Raw genomic sequence first — 23930 nt, forward strand, 5'->3', positions numbered from 1 at the left:
TCGGCTTGATTCAAGAACAACAATTTGGCTGTTAGAAAAGCGTCATTTTTTTCACGCAAAATCTTCCTGCGTTTAGTTTACGGAAAATTCTACTTCTGAGCCCTGGCTTTTCGGGGGGATTACCAACTGTGCTGCATCAAGCATTTTAACCGTTAAATAATAGCTCGTTAGAAATTTCTCCAATATTTCTAGCCCCGCATAATTGCATGCTTCTCTGAAACTCATCATTCAGAATAGCCAATGCACGCGCGGCGCCCGGGCGGCCAGCCGCAACCGCCCCCCACAAGGTAGCCCGCCCAATTAATACGCCCTCTGCCCCAAGCGCACGCGCTTTCAATATATCCACGCCGCGGCGTACGCCGCCATCCACATACACGGGGATTCGGCCTGCTACAGCGTTGAGTATTGCTGGTAGCGCTTCCATTGTGGCTACCGCGCCATCCAGCTGTCGTCCCCCGTGGTTCGAGACGACGATCGCATCGCAGCCTAGTCGCACCAATCGGTCAGCATCATCTGCACGCATGACACCTTTCACTATCAGTTTGCGCGACCAGGAATCTCTTAACGTCTGCAAGCGCGACCAATCGAACGACGGGTCGTAGCTACGCCCCACTGAGGAGGCTAGCTTGGCGGTACTCGCTGAAGGTTCCTCCAGTTCCACCAAGTTTTCCATTTTGGGCAAACCATGGCGCACGATATCGAGAGCCCAGGCTGGGCGGCTCGCGAAGTCAACCAGGTTTCTTGCCGTATAGCGGAAAGGGAAGGACAAGTGGTTGCGGTAGTCACGCTCGCGCTTGCCTCCCACCGGCAGGTCCACGGTTATCATCAGCGCTTCATAGTCCGCGGCATACGCGCGAGCAATGAGCGAATCCAGTAACTTGCGGTTCTGTAGGATATAGGCCTGAAACCAATGTCTACCAGGGGCCGCTTCGGCGATTTGCTCGATCGACGCCGTAGCCGATGTCGATAACGTGTAGGGAATTCCCATTTCGGCCGCGGCTTGCGCGATGGCGATATCGCCGCCCCTGCGCCCGAAGCCGACGGCGCCTGTGGGGGCCACGGCCATCGGTAGAGGCGAGCGCACCCCAAAAATATCCAATGATGTGTCTACCTTCGATACATCCATCAAACAGCGAGGCGCTAAGCGAATCTGCTTGAAGGCCTCTCTATTCGCGTCAAGCGTTGTCTCTTCCTCGGCTCCGCCATCAAAAAAATCGAAAATAGCGCGTGGCAGGCGGCGCTTGGCCAATTTTCTTAGGTCTTCAATACTGTGTAGCTTATCCACCGTAGACATATCGGCTCCTTGTTATTTCTAATAATTGTTAGTGTCTAACCATCAGGACCAGCTTGCCCCTCAGATGGCGAGACTCGCTCAAGTAATGGGCTTTTGCTGCATCTTCGAGCGCAAACGTGGTGATCTCGGGTATCTGAACCGCCTTGGATTGGAGCAGCTTCATGATGCGTTCCAAGTGTGCCGAGTCGCGGTTGACTTGGGGGCGTAACGCCTGCACATCGGTTCGTGTCGGCAAGGGTGCCTTGGGGCCTGAAGCGATAAACGCGGCACGACCGCCCGAACGCAACACACTGAAGGAGCGCACGGCTACCTCTCCACCGATGGTGTCGAGTACGGCATCGTAGTCACTGACACAGTGCGTGAAATCCTGGGTATTGTAGTCAATGACCTTATGCGCCCCCAGGCTGAGCAAGTACTCATGGTTAGCTGCACTGGACGTTGTGGCGACCTTGGCACCTAAATGACGTGCGAGCTGAATTGCAAAACTGCCGACCCCTCCGGCGCCACCATGGATCAAAATATGCTCGCTAGGCTGAACGTTAAGCGTATGTTCGATACTGACGATAGCCGTGATCCCGGTCAGGGCAAGGGCCGCCGCTTCGAGATGGCTAACCGTGTCCGGCTTGCGGGCAACGTTTGATGCGCTGATAGCGATTTTTTCCGCGTAGGCGCCGTCGTTTGCCGTTTCGCAGACCCCGAACACGGGAGTGCCAATCGGTAAGCCCTTCACACCTTCGCCCACCGCCGCCACAACGCCGGAGAAATCGCGTCCTAATACGTAGGGAAACCGGGTGATTTCCTTGTATTGTCCGTTTCGAATCTTCCAATCTACACCGTTAACGCTGGCAGCATGGATGTCGACCACAATCTCACCGACCGCCGGCTCGGGATCCGGAAGGTCGCCGTACTGGAGCACTTCCGGGCTGCCTGTTTGCATGAAATATATCGCTTTCATTGCTTTCCTCTTTTGATGCCATCTCACATATCCATGACGCGCGAACTTGCCACCCGGTACAGTAGGGGGGTCAACGGCACCATGATGAATAGCCGAACAATTTGGAATGCTGCGACGCCTGCCACGCCTAAGCCCAGGTTTTCCGCGGTAATGGACATCTCGGTCACGCTCCCGGGGGCTGTGGCCAGAATCATGGTCGGCAGGTCCCAAGAAGTGAGCCGAGACGCCACATACCCCATCGCCGCACAGATCGCCATGAGTAGCCCAGTCATTAAGGTGCTTACTAACAGAAATCGAGGGGCACGACGAAAGATCTCCCGGGTAAAGCTGAGCCCCAACGATGCGCCCAGCAATAGCTGTCCTGCATAGATCACGAAGCGGGGAAACCCGAAGTCATAGAACCCCGTTCCGGCAAGGATGGCCGAGGCGGCGAGCGGCCCCATGAACATGGGGCTTACAATACCGCAACGGTGAAAGAGGTAAGCGGCAAGCGTGGCTATCGTGAGCACTTCCAGCAGGACCAGCGGCCCCACCACAGGGAGGTTGGTGGCGACACCAAACGATTCAGTGCCCGCACCCATTGCGGCTAGGGAGAGGGGAATGATCGTTACCACCATGGCGATTCGCAGGCTCTGGGCGATGGCGACCAAGGCGGCGCTGCCTCCCTTCTGTTCGGCCAATTGCGCCATTTCACCAGGCCCTCCGGGAATGCTCGAAAACAAGACAGTGGCCAGGTCAATCGCGGTGAGCTGAATCAGAAGATAGGCCGTTACGCAGCCGGCCAGCGTGGCTAACAGCGCTATCCCCACCATAGCGGGAAGGTGACTAATGGTTTGTGCCAATGCGCTTGGCGTGAAATACAGCCCAACGGCGGCGGCCACGACCAACTGGCCTAAGCCTCGGGCAGAATGGTGCAAGTAGGGGGCGTATCCCGAGAGGCTTATGGCGGTTGCGGCGCACATGGGGCCGATCATCCAAGCCAGGGGAGCTTGAAGGCTATCCGCAACGAATCCCGCCGCCGCACACAGCAGGAACAGCATGGTAAGACGAAGCCCTTGCCGAGGTGAATATCGGCACACGGAGGAAGATTTCTTGGAGTCTTTCACGCGGTCGCTTGGCCCCCGAGCGTGATCACCACTTTCCCCATGTGCGTCCGGGACGCCAGGTGATGGTAAGCGGCTTTCGCTTCGGTGAAGGGAAAGACACTATCGATGACCGGCTTTAGCGCATGCTGCGCGATGGCAAGATTCATGGACTCGAAATGTGCTCTCGAGCCAACGTACAGGCCTCTCATAGTCACGTTGCGGCGGCGTACACGTGTGGGGTCGATCAAGCCTCCCGCCTGGGCACCGATAAGATGAACCGTGCCTCCATTTCGCGTAGCTTCGACAGATTTACCAACGTTCTCGCCGCCAACAACCTCAATGACGTGATCAACGCCACGGCCCCTTGTAAGGGCCATGACCTGCTCATGCCAATCTGGTGAGGTGGTATAGTCGATGCCTTCGTCGGCACCCAACTGCAAAGCGTTATTGAGCTTCGCTGCACTGGATGAGGTAGCGATCACCCGGGCTCCAGCCATCTTGGCGAACTGCAGTGCGAACAACGAAACTCCACCGGTGCCCAAGGTTAGTACGGTCTCTCCAGGTTTGACAGGAGTGGCGCCGAAGAGAGCATTCCATGCTGTTGTTCCTGCGCACGGCAGCGTGGCTCCTTCTTCGAAAGACAGATGCGAGGGCAACTTTACGAGGCCGTTCTGATCGAACACGGCGTACTCTGCCAGTACGCCATGGCATGATCCACCCAGGGCGGATACTCCAAAGGCTTCCTCGAAATCTCCCCCCAGCCAGTGCTGGAGGAACAAGGCGGCGACTCGATCACCGGGCTGAACTCGGGATACGCCCGATCCGATGCTGATTACTTCCCCCGCACCGTCGGAAAGCGGCACCAGATTCTCTGGTACGCTGCCCAGCGCATAGCGGCCTTCGGCCACTCGTAAATCACGGTAGTTAAGGGATGCGGCTCGCATCCTTACCAGCACCTGCCCCGGCCCCGGGCGGGGAGTGTCGGCATGTCGTAACACTAGGCCATCGAGGCCCTGGTCGGGAATTAGATGATAAACCTGCATGGTTATACCTCTGGTGTATTCGATGGCGGCTCAACGTCCACCACTGACTCTCAATACGGCGCCGGTCACGTATGCGGCCGCGTCCGACATTAGCCATAAGATGGGGGCGGCGATTTCTTCCGGGGTGCCCATGCGACCAAGAGGAATCGTCTTCGCCAATGCTTGTGGGTCGGGTGCAGCGCCAAACGCAGTGTGAATTTCAGTGTCCGTGACGCCTGGTGACAGAGCGTTTACTCGAACCCCCTCCCCAGCCACTTCTCTGGCAAGCCCCAAGGTGAACGTTTCAACCGCTGCCTTCGATGCGCCATACCAGACGTAGGCACCGGCTGCACCCTGCTGGGCTGCACCCGATGATAGATTGACGATCGATCCGCCAGCGCCTCCCCTTTGGGTCGAGAGGCGCTGTACGGCTTGACGACTACACTCCATGAGGCCAAAGACGTTGACGTCGAAGACCTGATGGACGGTGGACATAGACGTCTCCATGAACTTGCCCCGTTGTCCGGTAATGCCAGCATTGTTCACCAGGGCGGCGAAGTGCCCTGGCTGTGCATCGATGGTCTCGAACAACCGCGTGATATCGTCCGACTTGCTGACGTCGCTACGCACTGCAAGGGCACTGCCCCCCGCCTGTTCTATTTCGGCAACGAGGCGCTCGGCCGCTTGGGTGTCGTTGCGGTAGGTGAATACAAGCCGATAACCTTGCTTCGCGGCCATACGACAGATGGCGCAGCCGATCCCCCGCGAGCCCCCTGTTACCAAAAGAATTTGCTGCTCGTTCGTCATACCCCCTCCTTACCTTAGCCAGCCAGATGTTGGCCTTCCTGTTCAGCCGTTAGTAGCAATAGGCGTACGAAGGCCTGTGGTCCCGGCGCCAACGCTTCGTCACGTCGGGTGATGATCCCGATGGGCCGCACCAGGCACTTGCCTCGAAACGGCACCGCGCGTAACCCCATAGCATTTAAAATTTTCGTGTCGACCGCAGGCATGACCGTGCCCCCAAATCCTGCCGCGGCTAATGCAAAAAGCGTCGGATACTGCAGGGCTTCGTACTTGGGCATGATGGCAATCCCCTCTGCCTTTGCGGCGTTTTCCAGCACTTCACGTGCGGTGGTGCCCACCGAGGAGCAGAGAAGGTTGATGTTCGCGAGATCTCGTATTCGGGCATGCCCGCGAATGGCAAGCGGGTGATCTTCGCGAACAATCAGGGAGAATTCCTGATCGAAGATTGGGTTGAAGGCCAGCTTGTCCGTGGTCGGCTGATAGGGCCCGATTCCGACGTCCACACTCCCGTTAAGGATCGCTTCCAACATTTGTGGTGCTAGCTCCTCACGAAGCAGAACGCGGATGCCGGGGTGCTCACTTTCAAACGTGGCCAACACTTTCGGGGCGAGGCTCATGGCGATGGTGGGCGAGAAAGATACCACCACCTGGCCGGTCAACAGACCTGCCTGGGCATGGATGTCGCGCATGAGCCGCTCGGATTCCGCCAGCAACCGCTTGCCTCGCTCAAGTAGTTCTGCTCCCGCCGTTGTAAGCCGTACCTGGCGGGTAGAGCGAACCAAAAGCTTCACCCCAAGTGCGTTTTCCAACTGGTTAATCTGAGATGTCACTGCTGGCTGAGAGCGACTAAGCATCTCAGCTGCGCGTCGGAAGCTGAGTGTTTCGGCAACAGCAATGAAAGTATCCAGCCGACGGAAAATCGTGGGAGAGATTGTTTCTGGGTTCAGCGCCATACTCGATTTTCCTTACCATTAAAGGAAAGTTCGAAGCCGCGACGAGTCATAAAGGAGGCCTTAGCGTTCATCGGGGCGTAACAGTTCGAATACCCGTTCGACAACCGCATAATCGCGATAACCGCAGCGGGCGAGCGACTGGGCCGCGACCGTGTCAAACCGCCCGTCGCGAATATATTCTTCATTGATATACACACCTACGACCTGACCTATCACCAGATACCGATCTGTCGGTTTTCCGTCCAAATCCAACAACTCGCTATAATGCACTGTACGGCATTCCAATGCGGCAGGCGCCCTGGCGACACGAGGCGGCTTGACCAAGCGTGAAGGCGCCATTTCCAGGCCTGCATAGTCAAACTCATTCTCACCATGCGGTAGACTGGCCGAACTCTCACTCATGGCCTGCGACAAGGGCATGGTGGCCAGGTTGTAGACGAATTCGCGGGTCGCTTGCGCATTTCGTGGGGAGTCTTTCATGCCTTCACTGGTAAAGCCGACCATAGGAGGACGGCTCGACATGGCATTGAAGAAACTGTACGGCGCCAGATTAGGCACCCCCTCATCGGTCAAGGTCGAAATCCAGCCAATGGGCCTGGGGGCGATAATGGCCTTAAACGGATCGTACGCAAGGCCATGGCCCGCTGACGGTTCGTAGAACATCCAGACTAGCCTCTTGAGTGAACGAGAATTATTGCAGCGGCAAGCAGCCGACTACCGGGGTTCACGGTCAGCGCCAACAGCCTGGGCCTGGGGCGAGTCGAAGATCCAGTCGGCCATGACTTGGCACCGCTTGATAAAACGGTGCTCATCGGGAGCATAATCGGCGACGGCGTTATGCAGCGTACCAATGTTCTCCCACATAAGAACGTCATGCTCGTTCCACTCATGAGTATATTGGTACTTCGGGTCGAGCTGATGCTTGAATAGAAATTCCAGCATCTCTTCGCTTTCCTTTTCTGACCAACCATCAATGCATACGGTATAGCCGGGATTGGCGTATAGCACCCTACGCCCCGTGATGGGATGGGTAAGGAAGACTGGATGTGACACCGGTGGTTTGGCCTTGCGCTGCTCTGGGGTCAGCGGGGGACGCGTACTGCCTTTCTCGCGGCGCATCATTTCCCAGAATTTGTTGAAGTCATGGGTGGCCGTGGCGGTGGCTAATTTTTGCTTCACGTCTTCGGGCAAGTCTTCGTAAGCCGCTTGCATATTGGCGAAGCTTGTGCAACCGAGTGCCTTGCCATCGCGACGCGGCACCTTGATCGCATACAGCACATTGGCAAAGGCAATGGTGCTGCTGTAGGACATATCGGTGTGCCAGTCCTGACCGGCATCCGCGATACCGATGGGTTTTCCATTCTCGACGATATTGGAGAGGATCATTACTTCAGGATGACCGGGAGACTGAAACGTGTTGGCCACATTGATTTCGAGTGTACCGAAACGGCTGCTGAAGTGCTTTAAACTCGCGTCATCCAAGCTCTGCCCATTAAAGCAAAGCACTCCATGCTCGCCTAGCGCGTTAACAATGGCATCAAAAGTTTCTTGATCTAATTGTTGTGTTAGGTCCAAACCATCAACCTTTGCGCCGAGGGTCTTTCCACTAGGCTTAATATTTAGCGTAGACATAGCTATTTCTCCTGGATTTCAATTCACAAGGTCAAGCAGATCGCCTGACGTCGTTGGCAAGTACGCCAATCGGAGGGATTTCCATGCGCACCTGATCGCCCTGGGTGAGATACATGGGGGGATCCCTGAAACAGCCCACACCGGATGGCGTGCCGGTCGCGATGACATCACCGGGCTCCAACGTCATGAAGCGGCTGAGATAGGACAGGATGTAAGCCACCGGGAAAATCATGTCGCTGGTATTGCCTTCCTGCATCAGAGTGTCATTTACCCAGCAGCGCAGCTGGACGTTGGTGGGATCGGTCAGCTCATCGGCGGTAAGTAGCACCGGCCCCATAGGGGTAAAGCCATCCATGCTCTTGGCGAAAGTGGTTTGCGGTGGCTTTACATCGAACTGAAACTCGCGAGCGGAAACATCATTGATGATCGTATAACCGGCGATGTATTCCAGCGCGTGTGGTTCAGGGATATCTTTCATATTCCTCCCAATAACCACGGCAAGTTCCACTTCCCAATCTAGTTTATTCACCGAGGCGGGGCAGGGAATCGAGGCCCCAGTACCGATCACAGAGGTAGGCATCTTGGCAAAAATACGAGGCTCATCCTGGGCCAGGAGGCCCCCTTCACCAGCATGAGCGCCATAATTTCTACCGACCCCAAGGATTTTACCTGGGCGCGGTATTGGTGCTTCTAGGGTTAGGGTGTCATGATCCACCAATGATTCATTTCCCGCTGTGGCCGCAGCTTCGCGCAGCAGCGACAGGTCTCCTTTGGCACGATCAAGCAGCACAGTCATATCAGAGGGAACCAGGAACATCGCTTGCTCGGCTGCATCTAATTGGCCCTTTTGACGCAGCAACGCTTCCAACGCACTGCGTAAATCAATGACTTGATTACTGTCATACAACGAGCCCACACGCCGGACACCCTTCGTCGTGTATGTGATTAGTTTCATCCTTTACTCCTTCTATGGGTTGGACCATTGCCTGATTGGTAAGCTGCCATGTATCTCTCAACCCAGCAGATTCGGAAGGAATAGAGAAATTGAGGGGAATGCAATTAGCAAACCGAGAATCAGCATTTCGGCGACCAAGAATGGGGCTACTCCTGTAAAACCTTCTTTCGTGCTGACTCCTGTTGATCCCGACGCGATATAGATATTCAATCCCAATGGTGGTGATACGAGACCAATCTCCGCGGTCTTTATGAGAACTATGCCAAGCCAGATCCCATCAAACCCCAAACCTGTTAGTACTGCATAAGTAATAGGAACGGTCAGCACGATAATGGCAAACTGATCCATGAACATGCCGAGAATGAGATAAATAAACACGACCAGTAACAGTACCGTGTAGGGTGAAAGGCCTGCAGTTGAGATCCACTCAATCATGGTGGTGGTTACGTGGGTATACGCCATGAAATATCCAAACAGCAGCGCCCCAAAGATGATGGCCACAATCATGGCCGTGGTGCGCAGCGTCTTGCCGACGGCCTCGTAAAAAGATCCCCACGTCATACGGCGTAGCATCAGGCTGATAGCCAGTGCTCCAAAAGCACCGATTGCACCGACTTCCGTTGGGGTGGCGATGCCTGAGTAGAGAGCCCCTAGCACGATAAAAATCAGAACAAGCATTGGCCAAATGCGACCTGTCTGGCGGAGTTCACCCGCCGCTTCGTCATCGCTATCCGCCTTAAGAATTTGAGACTTGATCAGCTTTGGGTCCGGCGCCCAGTTCGGCTTGATGCGCACTACAATAGCGATCGTCACGATGTAGCCTAGTGCCGTCACAATGCCGGGAATCAGTCCAGCCATAAAAAGCCTACCGATTGATTCCTCGGTAATGATGCCGTAGACGATGAATGCGATCGACGGAGGAATCATAATCGCCAAGGTGCCAGCAATGGCCATGGTGCCGATAGAGAACCCTTCGTTGTATCCCAACGACTTCATCGTGGGGAAGGCAGCACTTGAGATCGAGGCCACCGAGGCGGTACTGCTACCCGATGCCGAGGCGAGGATGGAGCCAGCCAGTACACAGGCCATAGCCAAGCCTCCTTTGACCCGATGCATCAGGCGGCTACATGAAATCATCATGTCTTTGGCAATGCCGCTGGCACCGAGGAACTCGGCCATTAATACGAACATCGGTATGGTCAGCAGTACGTAATTCGATGCCGTATGGTGAACAACTTGACCAAGTAAGCTGCCAACGATGCCCGGACTTACGATCATGGCCAGGCTGATAGTCCCAGCGAGACCGAGGGCAAAACCGACTGGCACACCAACCACAATCAATAAGAGCAGTAGCCCTATGCCGAGGAAAATATCCATTGAGTCATATCCAAGATAAAATCAGTGTGAGGAGCCAATGGCACTCAGACGGGGGGCAGTCGCATCGAGTAGTAAGCGTACCGCGAGTAAGCCACAGCCAAGCGGAATCCAGACCCAGGACCAAGCAACCGGCCAATCGATGACGCCCATGATCAGCTTTCCCTGTTCCCAAGCATCGTGGAATTCGATATAGCCTTGCCAAGTCATTGCGGCAATGTAACCCGCTGAGGCCAGCAGCCCGACCCGAACCAGAGGACCGACTAGCGCTGCTGGCAGTCGGTGGATAAGCAACTTGATCTGGATGGCCCCACCGGTTCGGTAGCCCCAGGACAGGGCTAGCATGGTCACCATAACGAGCAGGTAATACTGAGTAAGGTGATGTTGGAAGGTGAGAGGTGAGCTAAATAGATGTCGTAAGATGGCATCGAAGGTTACCAGCACCATAGTAATTAATGCTGCGCAGCCTGCAATGATGGCAGCTACGTTTTCTATCCAGATCAGCACACGATCGATACGCCCATGTATTGAAAAAAACATGCCTCTCACCTCCTCGTTCTCCCAGGCTTCTCTACTGGCCATTCAATGCGCTGCTGTATTCTTCAAGCGCCTGTGCGGCTGCTAGCCCTCGGTTATCGAGGCGTTGAACCCAATCTTTCTGGACTTCAGCGAGGCTGCTATTAATCTTGTCGAGTTCATCTGGAGCGAATTCATAGATTTCGATGCCAAGCTCGGTAAATTCCTGTGCCAGCACTTCGACTTCCTGATCCAGATGGCTGGCCATGGCTTCTTCAGTGCGAGTGCCGCAGTTGACTAAGGTAGTCTGCATCTCACTGGATAAGGCGTCGAAATTATCCAGAGGCATGCTGAGAACATTGGTAAAAGTGCCGAAAGCACCATTGCTGCTCATGCTCTTCATGAGTTCTTGAAGACTGAAGGGCTTGATGCTGGCAAAAGCAGAGATAGTGCCGTCCACCGTGCCTCGCTCAAGAGCGATATAAGTATCGCCGATAGGGATTTCAGCGGGTGATGCACCCAATTCGGAAATTGCCAGGTTCATGGCGCCGCCGGCAGAGCGAAGCACGGTTCCTTCGAAGGCGTCGGCGCTATCGATCTTTTCACCAATGGATACCAATTGGTAAGGGGGGTAGGCCATGACAAGAAGTGGCATCAGATTGTTCGAGGTAAACTCTTCTTTCAAAATGCCACTCTTCAACGCACTAGAGTAGGCGGTGACAATTTCCGTAGAAGAACTGCCCAGGCCTGGGAGCATCGAAACGCCATTCAACGGCAGTTCATCACTGACATAACCAATGGGGACCGGGGCTACATCAGCGATACCTCCTTTGATCGCCCGAAGTAGCTCAGGAGTTTTCGAAATTTGCCCGCCAGGGTAATAATCAAAGCTAATTTGATCATCAGTCTCTTCGCTGACGCATGCCATCCAAGGTTCTATACCTTGTTTGGTTATCACATGGCTTTCAGGACTACCATGGACCATGGATAACGTTACCGACTCCTGGGCCTGTGCAACCCCCATGCCGGTGGTAAGTAGAGTTGCTGAGGTGATGGCCAAAACCAATTGTTTCTTTATCATTGTAGGTGCCTCAAATTACTTTGGGGATGTATTATTATTGCTTGTATTCTGAGTGATAGACTTACCGATGATTCGATCTTTCGTATTGCTAACGTGTTTGATCAGGCAGTGTTTTTTGAAAGGAGTCTCTTTGCACGAACTCTTCGTACCAATCACTCAACTGTGGGCGGTTACTCAGCCAATCGTGATCGCCATGACGGAGCTGCAGCCAGGCAATCGCACACGCGACGCCGATGGATCCCAAATCGACGTTGTTGGCAAACTCTGGAACGCTTTCCTCAATCGTATCCATCCCACGAGAGGCGGTTGCTAACTGCTTTTCGATCCAGGCAGCGGAGCGTTCCTCCTCAGGGCGCATGTTTTCTAACCGTACTGCCATGCCTGCGTCTAGTACGCCATCGACCAATGCAACTAGCGTACGGGTTCTCCAGCGCTCCTGGGCGTCTTGCGACAGGAGATGGCCGTCCCCCTCGACTTCGTTTAGGTACTCGCAGATGACTGGTGAGTCATAAATAATGTGGCCGCTATTCGTCATGAGGGCGGGGATCTTTGCTAAAGGATTTATTTCCCAGAATCCCGTGGATGGATCACGTGGATTGACCTCTACCATCTTGACACTGTCATGCAGGCCAAGCTCATAGGCGACCAACCTTGCTTTCCGTGCATACGGAGAATTTGCTGACATGTAGAGTTGCATTTACGCTCCAGACAGTTTGTTTTTATGTGTACTGCTCATTGCGTTGCCTTGATTTAAGTCATTAGATTGATAATTTACAACACAATTTATAAGATCAATTGATCAGATAAACGAATCAGTAGGACTTAAAAACCCGTCCTGCGCGTTTCTTAATGGTGCGGGGACTTCGTAAATAACGACTAAAGTATAATCAACAAAGACTGAACCAGGAGTTAAATGTTTACTTCTACTTATCCTTTAGTTGTCGCCCCTTCACCATAATTGTTGCGCGCCTCCCAGCGATGGACTCAGCCAGAGCCCTCTAAAGCTTTGAAGTAAAGACCTGTAACGTCGGAAATTTTGCTAGTTTAATTTCGTCACTTGCTGAGTGACCCAGAAAAGCGCGCATATGAAGTAGCCAACCACCTCGTTGTAGGTTGAATCTGGGTAATTGAAAGCATAAGAAAGTAAAATTAGCATAAGAAGCCTTCGGGTTTTCTCCGGAGGCTTCTCATGGCTCAAATCAGCCAATACCTAGTAACAGCCTTGGCAGCAGCAGTGATAGCTCAGGCAGGAAGGTGACGATCAGCACCATAGGAGGTGGGCGAGCAGTAGAGTGCTCATGGTTATATCGAATTGCTTATCAAGAGAAGCCATCATAAAGATGAGGGAAAGCCCAGATGAAGATTATTTGTGTCGGTGTTATATGTAAACGCCCCACAAAACCCACCTACCAAGCTAATCAATTAGCTCCTCATACAGATGCACGTCATTCACCTGCTTACCGGAACTTGTCGGTGGTTCGCCGTGAAATTTATCGATCTACGTATGCAGCGTATTGACGTTCCCCCCGCTCTCGGGCGGACTGGGCAACCGGCTGATTTGATTTTATCGCCAGTTTGACGGCCCCTTCCCTGAATTCGTTGGTATAAGGATTGGTTTACTTTTGAGCCATGACAAACCTCTATAAGCAGAAGGTATTGCCTGCCTCTGTGTATCCGGGAAACTATACCACTTCATAAAGTTTGAGCGCCGTGAAGGTAATGCCATCATCGATTTTCTAGCCCCCATGTGAATTAGGCGATGTTGATGACGAGTCCCAAAGGGTGCTTACAGCACAGGAGTATGCGCGCTGAACCGCCCCGATTATTCCGGAGACTGGTTTGTTTGAGTCAGGCAGCTTCACCCGACTCCTCCAATTGACGATAATACGTCCTTTCTCGTTCTGCTGGTGGAACGTTTCCGATGGGTTCCAGTAGTCGGCGATGGTTGAACCAGTCAAACCACTCCAGCGTGGCATACTCAACGGCATCCAGCCCTCTCCATGGACTTCGATGGTGGATCAACCCTTGTCTGTGCTTTCGTGCCCACATAGCTTGCTCCAGAGCGTCCAGCACCAGTGCCGTTCTCATCGACGTCGCTACACGCCAACCCACGATACAGCGTGCATAAACATCGATAACGAACGCAACGTAAACGAAGCCAGACCAGGTAGCGACATAGGTAAAATCGGCCACCCAAAGCTGATTTGGACGCATGGCCGTAAAGTCACGTTTCACTAAATCAGGTGCCCGTTTCTGGCCGGGATCACTGATGGTCGTGAAGGGGCGTTGGCCCCGCACCACGCCGCGAATTCCCAGGCGGCGCATGAGCCGTTCTACAGTGCAACGAGCAACATTAACGCCTTCACGGCGGAGTTGCCGCCAGACCTTACGGGCACCATAGACGTAGAAGTTTTCTTCCCACACTCGCTGAATCTCAGCGGTAAGAAACTCATCCTGTCGATACTGGTCTGCCCGCCGTTCAGGATCAGCTTCAAGTGCCTTGTGGTGGTAATACGACGATGGGGCGATTGGCAGTTGGCTACAAATCGACTCGCCCCCGAACTGAGCACGATGCTCGTCGATAAATGACACCATCAATTGGGTTTGCGGTCGAGCTCCGCCTGGGCGAAAAAAGCAGCCGCCTTGCGGAGAATTTCATTGGCGCGCTTCAATTCGGCGTTTTCACGCTTTAGCTGCTTGAGTCGTTCATATTCCGGCAGGTTAACCGCGCTGTCTTCCTGCGTGAGTTCTGTGCGTTTGCACCAGGCCCTCAAGGTCTCTGGTGAACAGCCAAACTTGCTGGCAATGGACAGATCTCCGCCCACTTGGACGGGTATTCACTTTGCTGTTCAATGACTAACCGAACAGCCCGCTCCCACACTTCTGGAGAATATTGTTTTGGTGAGATCATGTCTTCATTCTCTCAAGTTATGAAGTCTCCGGTAAACCCGGGGCGGTTCAAACTGTTGGGACAATGCTCTGTTAGAAAGTTTCTTTCATACGCTGAATACCGAGTTGGTGTGTCACGAGGGCTTCAAGACGCGAGCGGAAGCGAGGCAGGCGATCTTCGAGTATATCGAGGTATTTTATAACCGGACTCCAGCAACGGCTATATGAGTCCAGTGGACTATGAATCGCGGCGAAGACCAGCCGCTTAAAAAAATGTCCGGAAAACTGTTGCCAGATCAGTAACCTTATCCCCCAGTCAGCATGCCTCTGATAGCTTCCAGCAGCTGCTCAAGAAGCATGAGTTCAGTTGCAGTATGAGCCAGGAGGGGAATTGTTGGGATACTCAGTCCGAGAGCTTCTTCCTCACGCTGAAAACCGAGTTGGTTTATCACGAGGACTACAGAACGCGAGCAGAAGCGAAGCAGGCCATCTTCGAATATATCGAAGTGTTTTATAACCGGGTGAGGCTGCACTCTAGCAATGACTATATGAGTCCAGCGGACTATGAATCAGCGCTACGAGCAGCTGCTTGAAAACATGTCCGAAAAAATATTGCCAGATCACCCCTGGCATAGGCTTTCCGCTGGGAGAGTATGCAACGACGATTGCTGGTGTTACTAGCCATGACGGCATTGCGTATTCAATTATTTGAAGTAGAGCAGTTTTAGAGCCTTTGACAGCCCTTACCTGCTGATTCGCAAAGAGTGCCTCATCCTGACGATTGGTATTCTAGGTAGTGTTTGCTTCCCGCTCCCAGACCGCGGTTCGCGTCACTACAGGGCTTCCAGTCTGCTAAGGGTGAAAGCAGAAGAATCTATATATAACAATGCTGGCGATTGTCCGTTTTGCGGTAACATCAGATAATTTCATCTCAGGTGGTAACAAAATACGCCTACGCTTTACAGCATTATGGAAGTGTTATCAGGTAGTCGCTTAGGCTAAACACGAGTAAAATCATTGGGTAGTTATTCCTCATCATAAGATCATGGATATCGCATGAAAGTCGCCAAACGCCGAGAAGAAATGCTGGAAGCGGTAAATGCCGGTATCACTAATGTTGAAGCCTTATGCAGCCACTTTCGTATATCAGAAGCGACGGCGCGCCGTGACCTTGCTGCACTTTCTAAAAGTGGGCTGCTAGTACGAACCTATGGTGGTGCTATAGCTCATATTGGGCCATTTGAGCGAGAACTAACACTTGAGCAGCGTCGGTCACAGCATGGAGACGTTAAGGCATGTCTAGCTGAGTGTGCTTTAGATTTTATTTTAGATAACGAAACACTACTACTAGACGGCGGTTCTACCACCGCTGCACTGGCTTCACGCCTAAGCGAACGCCGCGGACTTCACGTGATCACTAATAATCTGGTTGCCCTGCCCTGGCTGGCGAATTTGCCCGATGGGCATGTCACTGTATTAGGTGGCGACTTGCGCACCACCAGTATGTCCACATACGGACCGTTAGCACATAACGCCCTGACACGACTAACGGTGGACCGGCTCTTTCTGAGCGCCGATGGCGTGGTCGCAGAATACGGCCTGTGTGAGGCCAGCCCCGAGCAGACTTGGCTCAAGGAAGCAATGATGCAACGCGCCGCAGAAATCTACATCATGGCAGATGCCACTAAGCTCGGTCGCGCGAGTCAACAGCACTGGGCGTCGCTCCCTCGTCGCTGGACGCTAATTACCAATGCCAACGACCCTGCTCAGTTGGAAGCATTTGCAAAGCGTGGTGCCGTTATCTACAGCACAGATGCATACTTCGACCGTACCGGACAGTAATGAATGAGCACTTCGGCGCTCGATAGGTAGGTTGTAGTTACCCCATTCATTGGACGTTTTGCACTTTATCTCGAACACAAGCAACGCACTTCCTCCTGTTCAGTGCTGATCGGAACGTCGTAGGGTCGACCGGTACCACGAACGTCATCCCGGTCACATGCTGGATCATCTGTACCGTCAACTTTAATTTATGGACCAGCACTTCGATCGTTTATCCATCTTTAACGAAATCGACGATCTACTACCGGAACTCCTCAGGTTATGAGTTGGGTCTGGTGGACTTCTTCCTACTCAAAGGATCAAATGGCCACCGAAACAGATCCATTCCATTGACTTAATTACTCAGGAACGCAGCTAGGGCCGCCTTGGTATGGGTTTCAGCGCTTTAATTCTTTTTTTGACAATTTTCGTAATCTAACCTGCTGTATAAAAAACATTCGGAGATAATAGTTACCGGAAGCAAGAATGGCAGCGGCAAGCTAATTGAGAACACGAAAGCTGCGCTCTAGTTTTTTCGAACAAACCAGAAGCTTTCGAAGCCGGTTGGCCAGCTGTGAGCGACTTCGATAACCTATCGCTAGGCTCGTTGATTAGTGTGACGCCTGAGCAATAATTTGCCAGCTAGGCAATACCTATCTTCGCGTCGTATTCGTCCTGACCGGCATATCAAGGTGCTTTAAAGAATCGGGCTAACTCCCATTCCAGAAATCCGCTTGCGAGCACTGACATCCTGTAAGCAACCCACATGATAGCTTCGAAGTCCAGACGAACGGGCTTTGGTTTTCGTTCAACGCAAAGCTTACGCCATTACTCTTTATCTGCTGCTCTTGGTCGAGCCCGAGGAATCGGTGTCATCACACGTCTCCAGAATCCATCCCTAATTTTTAAGAACTTTGTCTCCATGGTAAACCCTCAGCATCAACAGCTCACCACAGCATAACCAAGCTCTATTTACGGACAACCTATAGACCAAGCTTGCCGCTTAGGCTTTGTATGAAAACTGCTTGCGCTCGCTCATGAGGTGTTAAAAATCGGCTCAAAATAATCATTTACACCCCGTAAACTCCGTTTTTCATCGGTTTTGCCTTGCTTGGCCTTTCCTCACCGACTTCTCGTACAAACCCTAGCATATTTCGGGACCGCCTCGCCCGACACTAAAATGAACGAAACGATCACCACAGACAGCTAATCTTTATATTCAGAGCTTTTTTTGCTTCAATCTTGCACTAATACGTAAGTCCACTTGCAAAAAATGACTACTTCGATCATTTTTTAAGATGCTTCATATCTTAAAGAGCCTCTTATGCCTAATATTGCCAACAAGGCATCACCCTCCAATTCGGGCGGAACTTACTGCAAGCTACTAATTTTGGCAGACGATCTCACTGGCACCGCCGATTCGGCAGTTGGATGCGCAACCGCCGGCCTATCGACCCAAGTGAATCTGTCGCCCCAACCCGGGCTTACCGCTGATGTCATCGCCATTGACATGAATTCTCGTGATTACCCATCGCAAGAAGCAGCCCGGTGCATTACGGAGTGTCTACAGCAGTGGCGGGGGAGCTATTCCCACCTTTACAAAAAGGTGGACTCTACGCTGCGCGGCAACATAGCGGCCGAGTTATCAGCACTCATCCCTCTGGCAGGCATGGCGATTGTCGCACCGGCCTTTCCCGCGACCGGACGTACCACCCTCAATGGACGACAATATCTCAACGATCAGCCGGTCGAGGCATGCGAAGTATGGATTAATGAGGGCTTAACAGGTCGCGCCGATCTAATGATGATGTTAAAAATCGAAGGGCTATCGACGGCACTGATGACCCTCGATCAACTGCACCGTTCGGCTGAGGCAGTTCGCGATACCCTCGTCCACTGGCAGCAAGCTGGCATCCAAGCGGTAATCTGTGATGCGCTTACCGATAAGGACTTGATGCATCTGGCGCAGGCCTCGGCCTCTATTGAACATGTCTTTTGGGCCGGCTCTGGCGGGCTCAGCCAGCATTTACCTGAGGCTCTCGGATTAACCGCAGGAACATCAGCACCGGACATCTTATCTGTAGCTCAGGGCCCGACCTTAATCGTAGTAGGCAGCATGAACAGTACTTCACACGCTCAAGCAGATGCGTTGCTGGCTGGTGATAGTGAAATTGTGTCCATAGATATAGAAGTTGACCAGCTACGCGAACCAGTTTCTCTGCCGAGCTTGAGGGCATTGCGTGAACGCATCCAAAGAGTGCTAGCCGATGGACGTGATTTACTTGTGCGCCTCATCCGTAGTGGAGAATTTAACGACACTGAGGGGCCACAGCTGAGCCAGCAGCTGGGACAGTTGTTGGCTCCGGCACTTCCTCTTGTTGTACGTCTGGTTGCTACTGGTGGAGCCACCGCCCGCGCAATCCTTATTTCAGCTGATATTACCCACCTAAGGCTGCTCGACTCTCCCCATACCGGTATGGCTCGACTGTGCACCCTTCACAACGGCCACCGACTCGAAGTCGTTACTAAAGCCGGCGGCTTTGGCAATCGCGATGCCTTGCTACGCGTTTGGCAATCCGAACGCTCGAAGTTTCGCTCTACTGATTATCCGAGGACATCTTCATGATAGACCGCCCCGTTATTGGTATTACTATGGGCGACGCAGCTGGCGTCGGCCCAGAAATCATTGTCAAGAGCCTCTCACATGTCGAGGTCCATAGATACTGTCGTGCTCTGGTGATCGGCGATGCAGGCCGATTGCGAAATGCTATTTCTCTGCTGGAAAGCGCCCTGACCGTTCGAGTCATCGAGTCCCCGTCTCAGGCACGCTTCGAGACTGGCATCATTGACTGCATCGACCTGGGGCTAATACCGGAGAACCTGCCCTACGGTGAGATTTCCCCGATTGCAGGCAATGCCGCATATCAGTTTATTGCCCGCACCGTCGAGCTAACCCGGAATGGAGAACTCGATGCTATTTGTACCGCTCCGCTTAATAAGGAAGCACTGCATGCCGGCGGACATATCTTTCCGGGACATACCGAACTGCTAGCGCATTTGACCGGCACAGAGGAAGTATCGATGATGCTGGTGACACCAAATATGAAGGTAATCCATGTTACTACACACATGGGGCTGATCGACGCCATCAACCGTATAGAGCCCGGCCTGGTACAGCGCACCATCGAGCGCGCGCACGCTACCTTAAACCGTGCTGGCATCAATAATCCGCGCATCGCGGTCTGCGGCATCAACCCTCATGCCGGTGAGAACGGCCTGTTCGGTCATGGAGAGGAAGAAGAAAAGATCGTACCAGCCATCAACGAATTGCAGGCACGAGGCTGGAATATCGAAGGTCCCCTACCCGCCGATACTCTCTTCTTCCGCGCCGGTCGCGGCGATTTCGATTGCGTAGTAGCAATGTATCACGATCAAGGCCACGGTCCGGTCAAAGTATTGGGGCTGGAGGCTGGGGTAAATGTCACAATCGGCCTGCCGGTCGTACGTACCTCGGTCGATCATGGCACCGCCTTCGACATAGCGGGCAGTGGGCTGGCAGATGAACGCAGCCTACTGGAAGCCCTGCGACAGGCAGTAAAATTGGTAAGCCGACTTCAGACGGAGACCACATGAAAATTAACTACTTCATTTGTAATCGCGTCGAAATGGTTTGGAAAGCGCTTAAGAAAACATTAGATTTTTTTCATGGGTACACCCCATCCGGTTCGTTCTCTAGCGTTACTTTACACGAAACTTGCGAGTTTCTCTCCATTACCACATACATATTTAATAACCTAACAACCTCAATGATTCAATTCCAAAAATAGGCTGATTAAAAATGGTAAACAAAAATCACTATACATTTAAAAAAACCGTCAATATTTCGTTTGACACAATGAAAGAGTGGGTTGGGAATATATTCACCGCCTCAGGTTTAAACGAAGTTGACTCCAGCTTGGTTGCAGATAGTTTGGTCACGGCAGATGCCAGAGGTGTATATTCACATGGGGTTTTAAGAGTATCACTCTATACAAAGAGGATACTTAAGAGAACGATTAATACTTCAGGAAAACCAGAAATTAAGCGGAGTCACTTGGGCACAGCTGTGATAGAAGGAAATAATTGCATGGGGCAAGTCGTAGGGGACTACTCCATGCGACTAGCTATCGATAAAGCCAAGCAGCATGGTATATCTTTTATTACTGCCAGAGGAAGCAACCATTACGGCACTTGCGCTTATTATGCCATGATGGCCTTGGAAGAAGGAATGATAGGTTTTACTACTACTATTGGTGGCGGCAATCTTATGGCCCCTTGGGGTGGAACAGATGCTCGAATTGGTAACAATCCTTTTGGGATAGCAATTCCAGCATTTAATCATTATCCGGTTGTATTGGATATGGCGCAGAGCGTAGTAGCCAAGGGGAAAATTGTTATGGCAACTAAAACAAAAACCCCCATACCAGAGGAGTGGGCATTCGACAAGCATGGGGTACCTACTACAAACGCTGATGAAGCGATGGAAGGGACAATACGACCAATAGCAGATTATAAAGGGTATGGAATTGCTACAGTTATGGGAATGATATCTTCAGTAATCAGCAACGCATCTATAGGAAGCTCCTTAATGGATGTTTATGAGGACTTTTCAGGCGGACTAAATAAAGGCCATGTATTTGGAGCAATTGATATAAAATGCATGACTGAGCCTCTGGAGTTTAGAAAACGAATGGACCGAGAGATTGACTTTATCAAAAACTCGCCCAAGGCCCAGGGAGTCGAATCTATATATTTACCCGGGGAACCTGAATACATCTCATATGCTCTTCAGAAACGAAACGGAATTGAGTATCCGATTGAAATTATAGAAGAAATAAAACAAATAAGCGGAAATTTTGGAGTCCCTTCGCCACTGTGATTATATGATGAAGTTCGGGAGACTAATTAGGCTTTTCGTCGTTGGGTGCGGAGTTAAGCCCTAGCGTTGAAGCAAAATAGGGGCTCCCACACCGACAGGAGGCATAACATGGACGGCACTTAGATTCTGACTCTCGAACTAGTCCTACTGCGTCATAAAATATCGCCATCGGTTATACAAGTTCGTCATAATCTCCTGGTGGAGATACCAACGTAGCTTGGTGATGGAATCACTCACATGTCGCTGAGCGGGTTGCACGACCCCGCGGCCGATGCCCTTCGGGTAAGGTAGGTGCCGGGAACAGTGAGATTTTTTGATGCCGATTACGTAACCGTTCAGCGACCACGAAGCTATACGCCACGATGCAGAGGCTAGCGTGATGGTGAAAGCCTCCCCAGTTGCGGCCCACATAGTGTTCCAACCCGAGCTCCTGCTTGAGTTCCTGATAGTCACGCTCAATTCGCCAACGTGCCTTAGCGGTGTCACCTCAGGTTGGCTGCTCAGCCAATACTTCGTGGGCTTGTCAGCCCCTTGGGGCCATTCGATCAGGAGCCTCCGGTTCACGATACTGTTGGCCACTGCCACTCGCACACGAACTGAAGCAAAACGGGACGTCAGCGGCTGGTCTGTGCCTTTCCGCAACGTGACGTCTTGAAAGTCGTCAGCCCTCAGCGACTGGGCCAAGGTGTCTACCGAGACCGGGTGATCGTCCTCCCGTCTGCTGCGAGCGGGTCGGTAGACGCCCAACGCTCGACCAGCGTGGTGGTAAAGGCTCGGCGCCGGACGCCGGGCGCCCAGACACTCTCAGGTCTGCACGCCGACGCACTAGGTCAGTCCCAGTCGGCAAGTTACTCTCGCCACGCTGTTCCCTTGCCATAGGTAGCACCGGCCAACACGATGTCCGTTTTGATGTCTGACTCCATCGTTTGGTAAAGCTGCTGCAAGGCGATGTCTGGCTTGGCGGCAAAATCTACATCGTCGGGAACAACTGCCTGGCGACAGCGGTCGGGATTATCTGTCCAGGAATTTGGCAAATAGAGCTGCCATGCCACCGGTAAGCACGCATGCTCTATAGCGACTGACAAGCTGACGGCGGCCTAGCAATTGTCTTGCTTACCGATCTCTCCACAATATTGTCGACTGACATCCAACGAATATCGGCCCTTATTGCGGATAGCCGTATCATCGATGATCCAGTAGGTGGGGGTGTCAGTCAGCAAGTGGGGCAAGGCTCATTGCGCTACTCCTATCAACAGGGCGGGATCGACGGTGGCAGCGATATGTTCATTGCTCTTGCGAGGCAGAGACAGCATCAAGCCATAGTAGTAGTCTTTGCAACTGGAGACGCGGTCGGCATGTCCCACTTTAGGTGCCAGTTCCTTAAGATATGTCTCAAAATGGTCATAGAGCGTGTGATGGGGCATAGCGTTCAACCACAACACGGTAGGTAGGCGTCATCATCGCACGGTAGCAGAACCAATTTATGACACAGTAGAACTAAGTACCAATACAAAAGAAATTCGACATTCGCTACCATACCTGATGACAACTTTTGCTCATGATCTGTTAGGGACTGGAAGCTTTCACAAGCCACTAGTTGCAGCCCCCAATACATCCGGTAAGCATTTGCCATCAGCACGCGCTTCTAACAGTGGCTAACGAGATATTTTCCCATGCCGCAATACCATAAGGTGATAGGTTATGTGACAGTAGTAACTTGGTCACAATCGCTTGCCGACGCTCATCTGAATAGCGAGGCATGAGTGCCTCCTTTGTCCTTTGGGACCCTGATTAATATTTAAGAAAATATCAGAGGGGCGACACTTACCCTGACACTGGGGGTGTATGTGAACATTATTGTGCTTCGCTAACAAAGGGCTGCAGGGGGTCGGCCTCGCTGACCAAGCGCAACCTCTACCCTTATTATATTTCGTGTTGTACTTAGTCATTGACAGCGCCAACACAGAAAGCACCCTTAAAAAACTATTACAAGGAACATAAACTGTCGATATTAGTTATTAACAATTATTCTCGTAAAATAAGTCGCCACATTTTCAACATATTACTAAACAGGGCAAGAAAGCCTGGACCTTTTCTTCAAGCTCCATTATTTAGTCAAACAAAGGGCTTTTTAATGTTAAAAATATAAAAAAATAGTATCAATAAAAATGACTACGGCATTTGGTTTATTAACTGACAAAAGGCACTCTATTTTAAACCATGCACTTCAATTAATACGTTAATAATATCAGTACAATATAGGCAAATTAAAGCATTGAGCATAAAATTATTTTTTTATCTAAAATCCACTCTTTTACTTGATCATGATATCTTAAGTAATGAGTCGAATTTAAATGCTCCTCAAATGCCAGCTTGTCCTCATACAACTCGTAAAGAAAAACTCTATTTATATTTTCTTCATTTTGGCAGACGTCAAATCTATGACATTTTGGCTCCATCTCTAAAGAATTACTAGATTGATTCAAAGTTTTTCCTATAAAATCATCTATATACCTATGATCCACCATAAACTCTACGATGACGGCGAATGCTTTCTGAGCTTGCATTAGTTTCTCCAAATTATTTTCTTTTAGTAAAATTAAGTGGTTATGCAAAAGTTATCGAGTTACT

Annotated in this window: 18 protein-coding genes, 4 pseudogenes and 1 other annotated feature; of the genes and pseudogenes, 6 read left to right on the forward strand and 16 right to left on the reverse strand. The window is 51.9% G+C overall.

Annotated features, from left to right (window positions below):
• Nucleotides 1–145: 145 nt before the first annotated feature.
• From HZU72_RS21555 to HZU72_RS21620, 14 genes and pseudogenes are all read right to left on the reverse strand, one after another.
• On the reverse strand, nucleotides 146–1294 hold the full coding sequence (locus HZU72_RS21555; protein WP_180095791.1) for an alpha-hydroxy acid oxidase: 1149 nt from the start codon (nucleotides 1292–1294) through the stop codon (nucleotides 146–148).
• Between the two features lie 28 nt (nucleotides 1295–1322).
• Nucleotides 1323–2249 (reverse strand): NADP-dependent oxidoreductase, encoded by a 927-nt coding sequence (locus HZU72_RS21560; RefSeq protein WP_180095793.1) that lies wholly within the window; start codon nucleotides 2247–2249, stop codon nucleotides 1323–1325.
• A gap of 23 nt (nucleotides 2250–2272) precedes the next feature.
• Nucleotides 2273–3355, reverse strand: coding sequence for an AbrB family transcriptional regulator (locus tag HZU72_RS21565; RefSeq protein ID WP_180095795.1), 1083 nt, complete (start codon nucleotides 3353–3355; stop codon nucleotides 2273–2275).
• Nucleotides 3352–4377 carry a zinc-dependent alcohol dehydrogenase family protein gene (locus HZU72_RS21570; protein WP_180095797.1) on the reverse strand — a complete coding sequence of 342 codons (1026 nt, stop codon included), beginning with the start codon at nucleotides 4375–4377 and terminating at the stop codon, nucleotides 3352–3354. Before HZU72_RS21570 ends, HZU72_RS21565 begins: the two co-directional genes overlap by 4 nt.
• A 30-nt stretch (nucleotides 4378–4407) precedes the next feature.
• Nucleotides 4408–5163 carry an SDR family NAD(P)-dependent oxidoreductase gene (locus HZU72_RS21575; protein WP_180095799.1) on the reverse strand — a complete coding sequence of 252 codons (756 nt, stop codon included), beginning with the start codon at nucleotides 5161–5163 and terminating at the stop codon, nucleotides 4408–4410.
• Nucleotides 5164–5177: 14 nt separating this feature from the next.
• Complete coding sequence (locus HZU72_RS21580) at nucleotides 5178–6113, reverse strand: LysR family transcriptional regulator (RefSeq protein WP_180095801.1); 936 nt, start codon at nucleotides 6111–6113, stop codon at nucleotides 5178–5180.
• Between the two features lie 60 nt (nucleotides 6114–6173).
• Nucleotides 6174–6776, reverse strand: a complete 603-nt coding sequence (locus HZU72_RS21585; RefSeq protein ID WP_180095803.1) for a flavin reductase family protein — start codon at nucleotides 6774–6776, stop codon at nucleotides 6174–6176.
• 51 nt (nucleotides 6777–6827) lie between these two features.
• The gene (locus HZU72_RS21590) at nucleotides 6828–7745 is read right to left on the reverse strand and encodes a TauD/TfdA dioxygenase family protein (protein ID WP_180095804.1); all 918 of its coding nucleotides are present in this window, start codon (nucleotides 7743–7745) and stop codon (nucleotides 6828–6830) included.
• 31 nt (nucleotides 7746–7776) lie between these two features.
• Nucleotides 7777–8700 carry a fumarylacetoacetate hydrolase family protein gene (locus HZU72_RS21595; protein ID WP_180095806.1) on the reverse strand — a complete coding sequence of 308 codons (924 nt, stop codon included), beginning with the start codon at nucleotides 8698–8700 and terminating at the stop codon, nucleotides 7777–7779.
• A gap of 57 nt (nucleotides 8701–8757) precedes the next feature.
• Nucleotides 8758–10077, reverse strand: coding sequence for a TRAP transporter large permease (locus HZU72_RS21600; protein ID WP_180095808.1), 1320 nt, complete (start codon nucleotides 10075–10077; stop codon nucleotides 8758–8760).
• A 21-nt stretch (nucleotides 10078–10098) separates the two neighbouring features.
• Entirely contained in the window at nucleotides 10099–10614 is a 516-nt protein-coding gene (locus tag HZU72_RS21605) for a TRAP transporter small permease (protein WP_180095810.1), read from the reverse strand.
• A gap of 31 nt (nucleotides 10615–10645) precedes the next feature.
• The gene (locus tag HZU72_RS21610) at nucleotides 10646–11671 is read right to left on the reverse strand and encodes a TRAP transporter substrate-binding protein (protein WP_180095812.1); all 1026 of its coding nucleotides are present in this window, start codon (nucleotides 11669–11671) and stop codon (nucleotides 10646–10648) included.
• Between the two features lie 88 nt (nucleotides 11672–11759).
• Nucleotides 11760–12368, reverse strand: coding sequence for a glutathione S-transferase N-terminal domain-containing protein (locus HZU72_RS21615; protein ID WP_328738145.1), 609 nt, complete (start codon nucleotides 12366–12368; stop codon nucleotides 11760–11762).
• A gap of 1151 nt (nucleotides 12369–13519) precedes the next feature.
• Nucleotides 13520–14582: pseudogene (locus HZU72_RS21620) on the reverse strand (IS3 family transposase).
• Nucleotides 14192–14308 (reverse strand) — a sequence feature (AL1L pseudoknot). Its footprint overlaps the pseudogene before it by 117 nt.
• 50 nt (nucleotides 14583–14632) lie before the next feature.
• Here HZU72_RS21620 and HZU72_RS21625 point away from each other — a divergent pair.
• The 6 genes and pseudogenes from HZU72_RS21625 to HZU72_RS21650 all read left to right on the forward strand — a co-directional run.
• A pseudogene (locus tag HZU72_RS21625) lies at nucleotides 14633–14829 on the forward strand (IS3 family transposase); the annotation flags it as partial.
• A 45-nt stretch (nucleotides 14830–14874) separates the two neighbouring features.
• A pseudogene (locus HZU72_RS21630) lies at nucleotides 14875–15153 on the forward strand (IS3 family transposase); the annotation flags it as partial.
• Nucleotides 15154–15616: 463 nt separating this feature from the next.
• The gene (locus HZU72_RS21635; RefSeq protein WP_180095817.1) at nucleotides 15617–16402 is read left to right on the forward strand and encodes a DeoR/GlpR family DNA-binding transcription regulator; all 786 of its coding nucleotides are present in this window, start codon (nucleotides 15617–15619) and stop codon (nucleotides 16400–16402) included.
• A gap of 1303 nt (nucleotides 16403–17705) precedes the next feature.
• Nucleotides 17706–19007 (forward strand): four-carbon acid sugar kinase family protein, encoded by a 1302-nt coding sequence (locus HZU72_RS21640; RefSeq protein ID WP_180095819.1) that lies wholly within the window; start codon nucleotides 17706–17708, stop codon nucleotides 19005–19007.
• Entirely contained in the window at nucleotides 19004–20014 is a 1011-nt protein-coding gene (gene pdxA, locus HZU72_RS21645) for a 4-hydroxythreonine-4-phosphate dehydrogenase PdxA (RefSeq protein ID WP_180095821.1), read from the forward strand. The genes HZU72_RS21640 and pdxA overlap by 4 nt, the downstream gene beginning before the upstream one ends.
• Nucleotides 20015–20219: 205 nt before the next feature.
• The gene (locus HZU72_RS21650) at nucleotides 20220–21299 is read left to right on the forward strand and encodes an Ldh family oxidoreductase (protein WP_180095823.1); all 1080 of its coding nucleotides are present in this window, start codon (nucleotides 20220–20222) and stop codon (nucleotides 21297–21299) included.
• 229 nt (nucleotides 21300–21528) lie between these two features.
• Here HZU72_RS21650 and HZU72_RS21655 read toward each other — a convergent pair.
• Nucleotides 21529–22723: pseudogene (locus HZU72_RS21655) on the reverse strand (IS701 family transposase).
• A gap of 843 nt (nucleotides 22724–23566) precedes the next feature.
• Entirely contained in the window at nucleotides 23567–23866 is a 300-nt protein-coding gene (locus HZU72_RS21660; protein WP_180095825.1) for a putative quinol monooxygenase, read from the reverse strand.
• Nucleotides 23867–23930 lie beyond the last annotated feature (64 nt).

Source organism: Vreelandella sedimenti (assembly GCF_013416325.1).
Lineage (GTDB): Bacteria > Pseudomonadota > Gammaproteobacteria > Pseudomonadales > Halomonadaceae > Vreelandella > Vreelandella sedimenti.

Bases quoted from the DNA above. Each gene is read 5' to 3' on its own strand.
- HZU72_RS21555 (WP_180095791.1), bottom strand. From the start codon at position 1,294: ATGTCTACGGTGGATAAGCTACACAGTATTGAAGACCTAAGAAAATTG.
- HZU72_RS21560 (WP_180095793.1), bottom strand. From the start codon at position 2,249: ATGAAAGCGATATATTTCATGCAAACAGGCAGCCCGGAAGTGCTCCAG.
- HZU72_RS21570 (WP_180095797.1), bottom strand. From the start codon at position 4,377: ATGCAGGTTTATCATCTAATTCCCGACCAGGGCCTCGATGGCCTAGTG.
- HZU72_RS21575 (WP_180095799.1), bottom strand. From the start codon at position 5,163: ATGACGAACGAGCAGCAAATTCTTTTGGTAACAGGGGGCTCGCGGGGG.
- HZU72_RS21580 (WP_180095801.1), bottom strand. From the start codon at position 6,113: ATGGCGCTGAACCCAGAAACAATCTCTCCCACGATTTTCCGTCGGCTG.
- HZU72_RS21585 (WP_180095803.1), bottom strand. From the start codon at position 6,776: ATGTTCTACGAACCGTCAGCGGGCCATGGCCTTGCGTACGATCCGTTT.
- HZU72_RS21590 (WP_180095804.1), bottom strand. From the start codon at position 7,745: ATGTCTACGCTAAATATTAAGCCTAGTGGAAAGACCCTCGGCGCAAAG.
- HZU72_RS21595 (WP_180095806.1), bottom strand. From the start codon at position 8,700: ATGAAACTAATCACATACACGACGAAGGGTGTCCGGCGTGTGGGCTCG.
- HZU72_RS21600 (WP_180095808.1), bottom strand. From the start codon at position 10,077: ATGGATATTTTCCTCGGCATAGGGCTACTGCTCTTATTGATTGTGGTT.
- HZU72_RS21605 (WP_180095810.1), bottom strand. From the start codon at position 10,614: ATGTTTTTTTCAATACATGGGCGTATCGATCGTGTGCTGATCTGGATA.
- HZU72_RS21610 (WP_180095812.1), bottom strand. From the start codon at position 11,671: ATGATAAAGAAACAATTGGTTTTGGCCATCACCTCAGCAACTCTACTT.
- HZU72_RS21615 (WP_328738145.1), bottom strand. From the start codon at position 12,368: ATGCAACTCTACATGTCAGCAAATTCTCCGTATGCACGGAAAGCAAGG.
- HZU72_RS21635 (WP_180095817.1), top strand. From the start codon at position 15,617: ATGAAAGTCGCCAAACGCCGAGAAGAAATGCTGGAAGCGGTAAATGCC.
- HZU72_RS21640 (WP_180095819.1), top strand. From the start codon at position 17,706: ATGCCTAATATTGCCAACAAGGCATCACCCTCCAATTCGGGCGGAACT.
- pdxA (WP_180095821.1), top strand. From the start codon at position 19,004: ATGATAGACCGCCCCGTTATTGGTATTACTATGGGCGACGCAGCTGGC.
- HZU72_RS21650 (WP_180095823.1), top strand. From the start codon at position 20,220: ATGGTAAACAAAAATCACTATACATTTAAAAAAACCGTCAATATTTCG.
- HZU72_RS21660 (WP_180095825.1), bottom strand. From the start codon at position 23,866: ATGCAAGCTCAGAAAGCATTCGCCGTCATCGTAGAGTTTATGGTGGAT.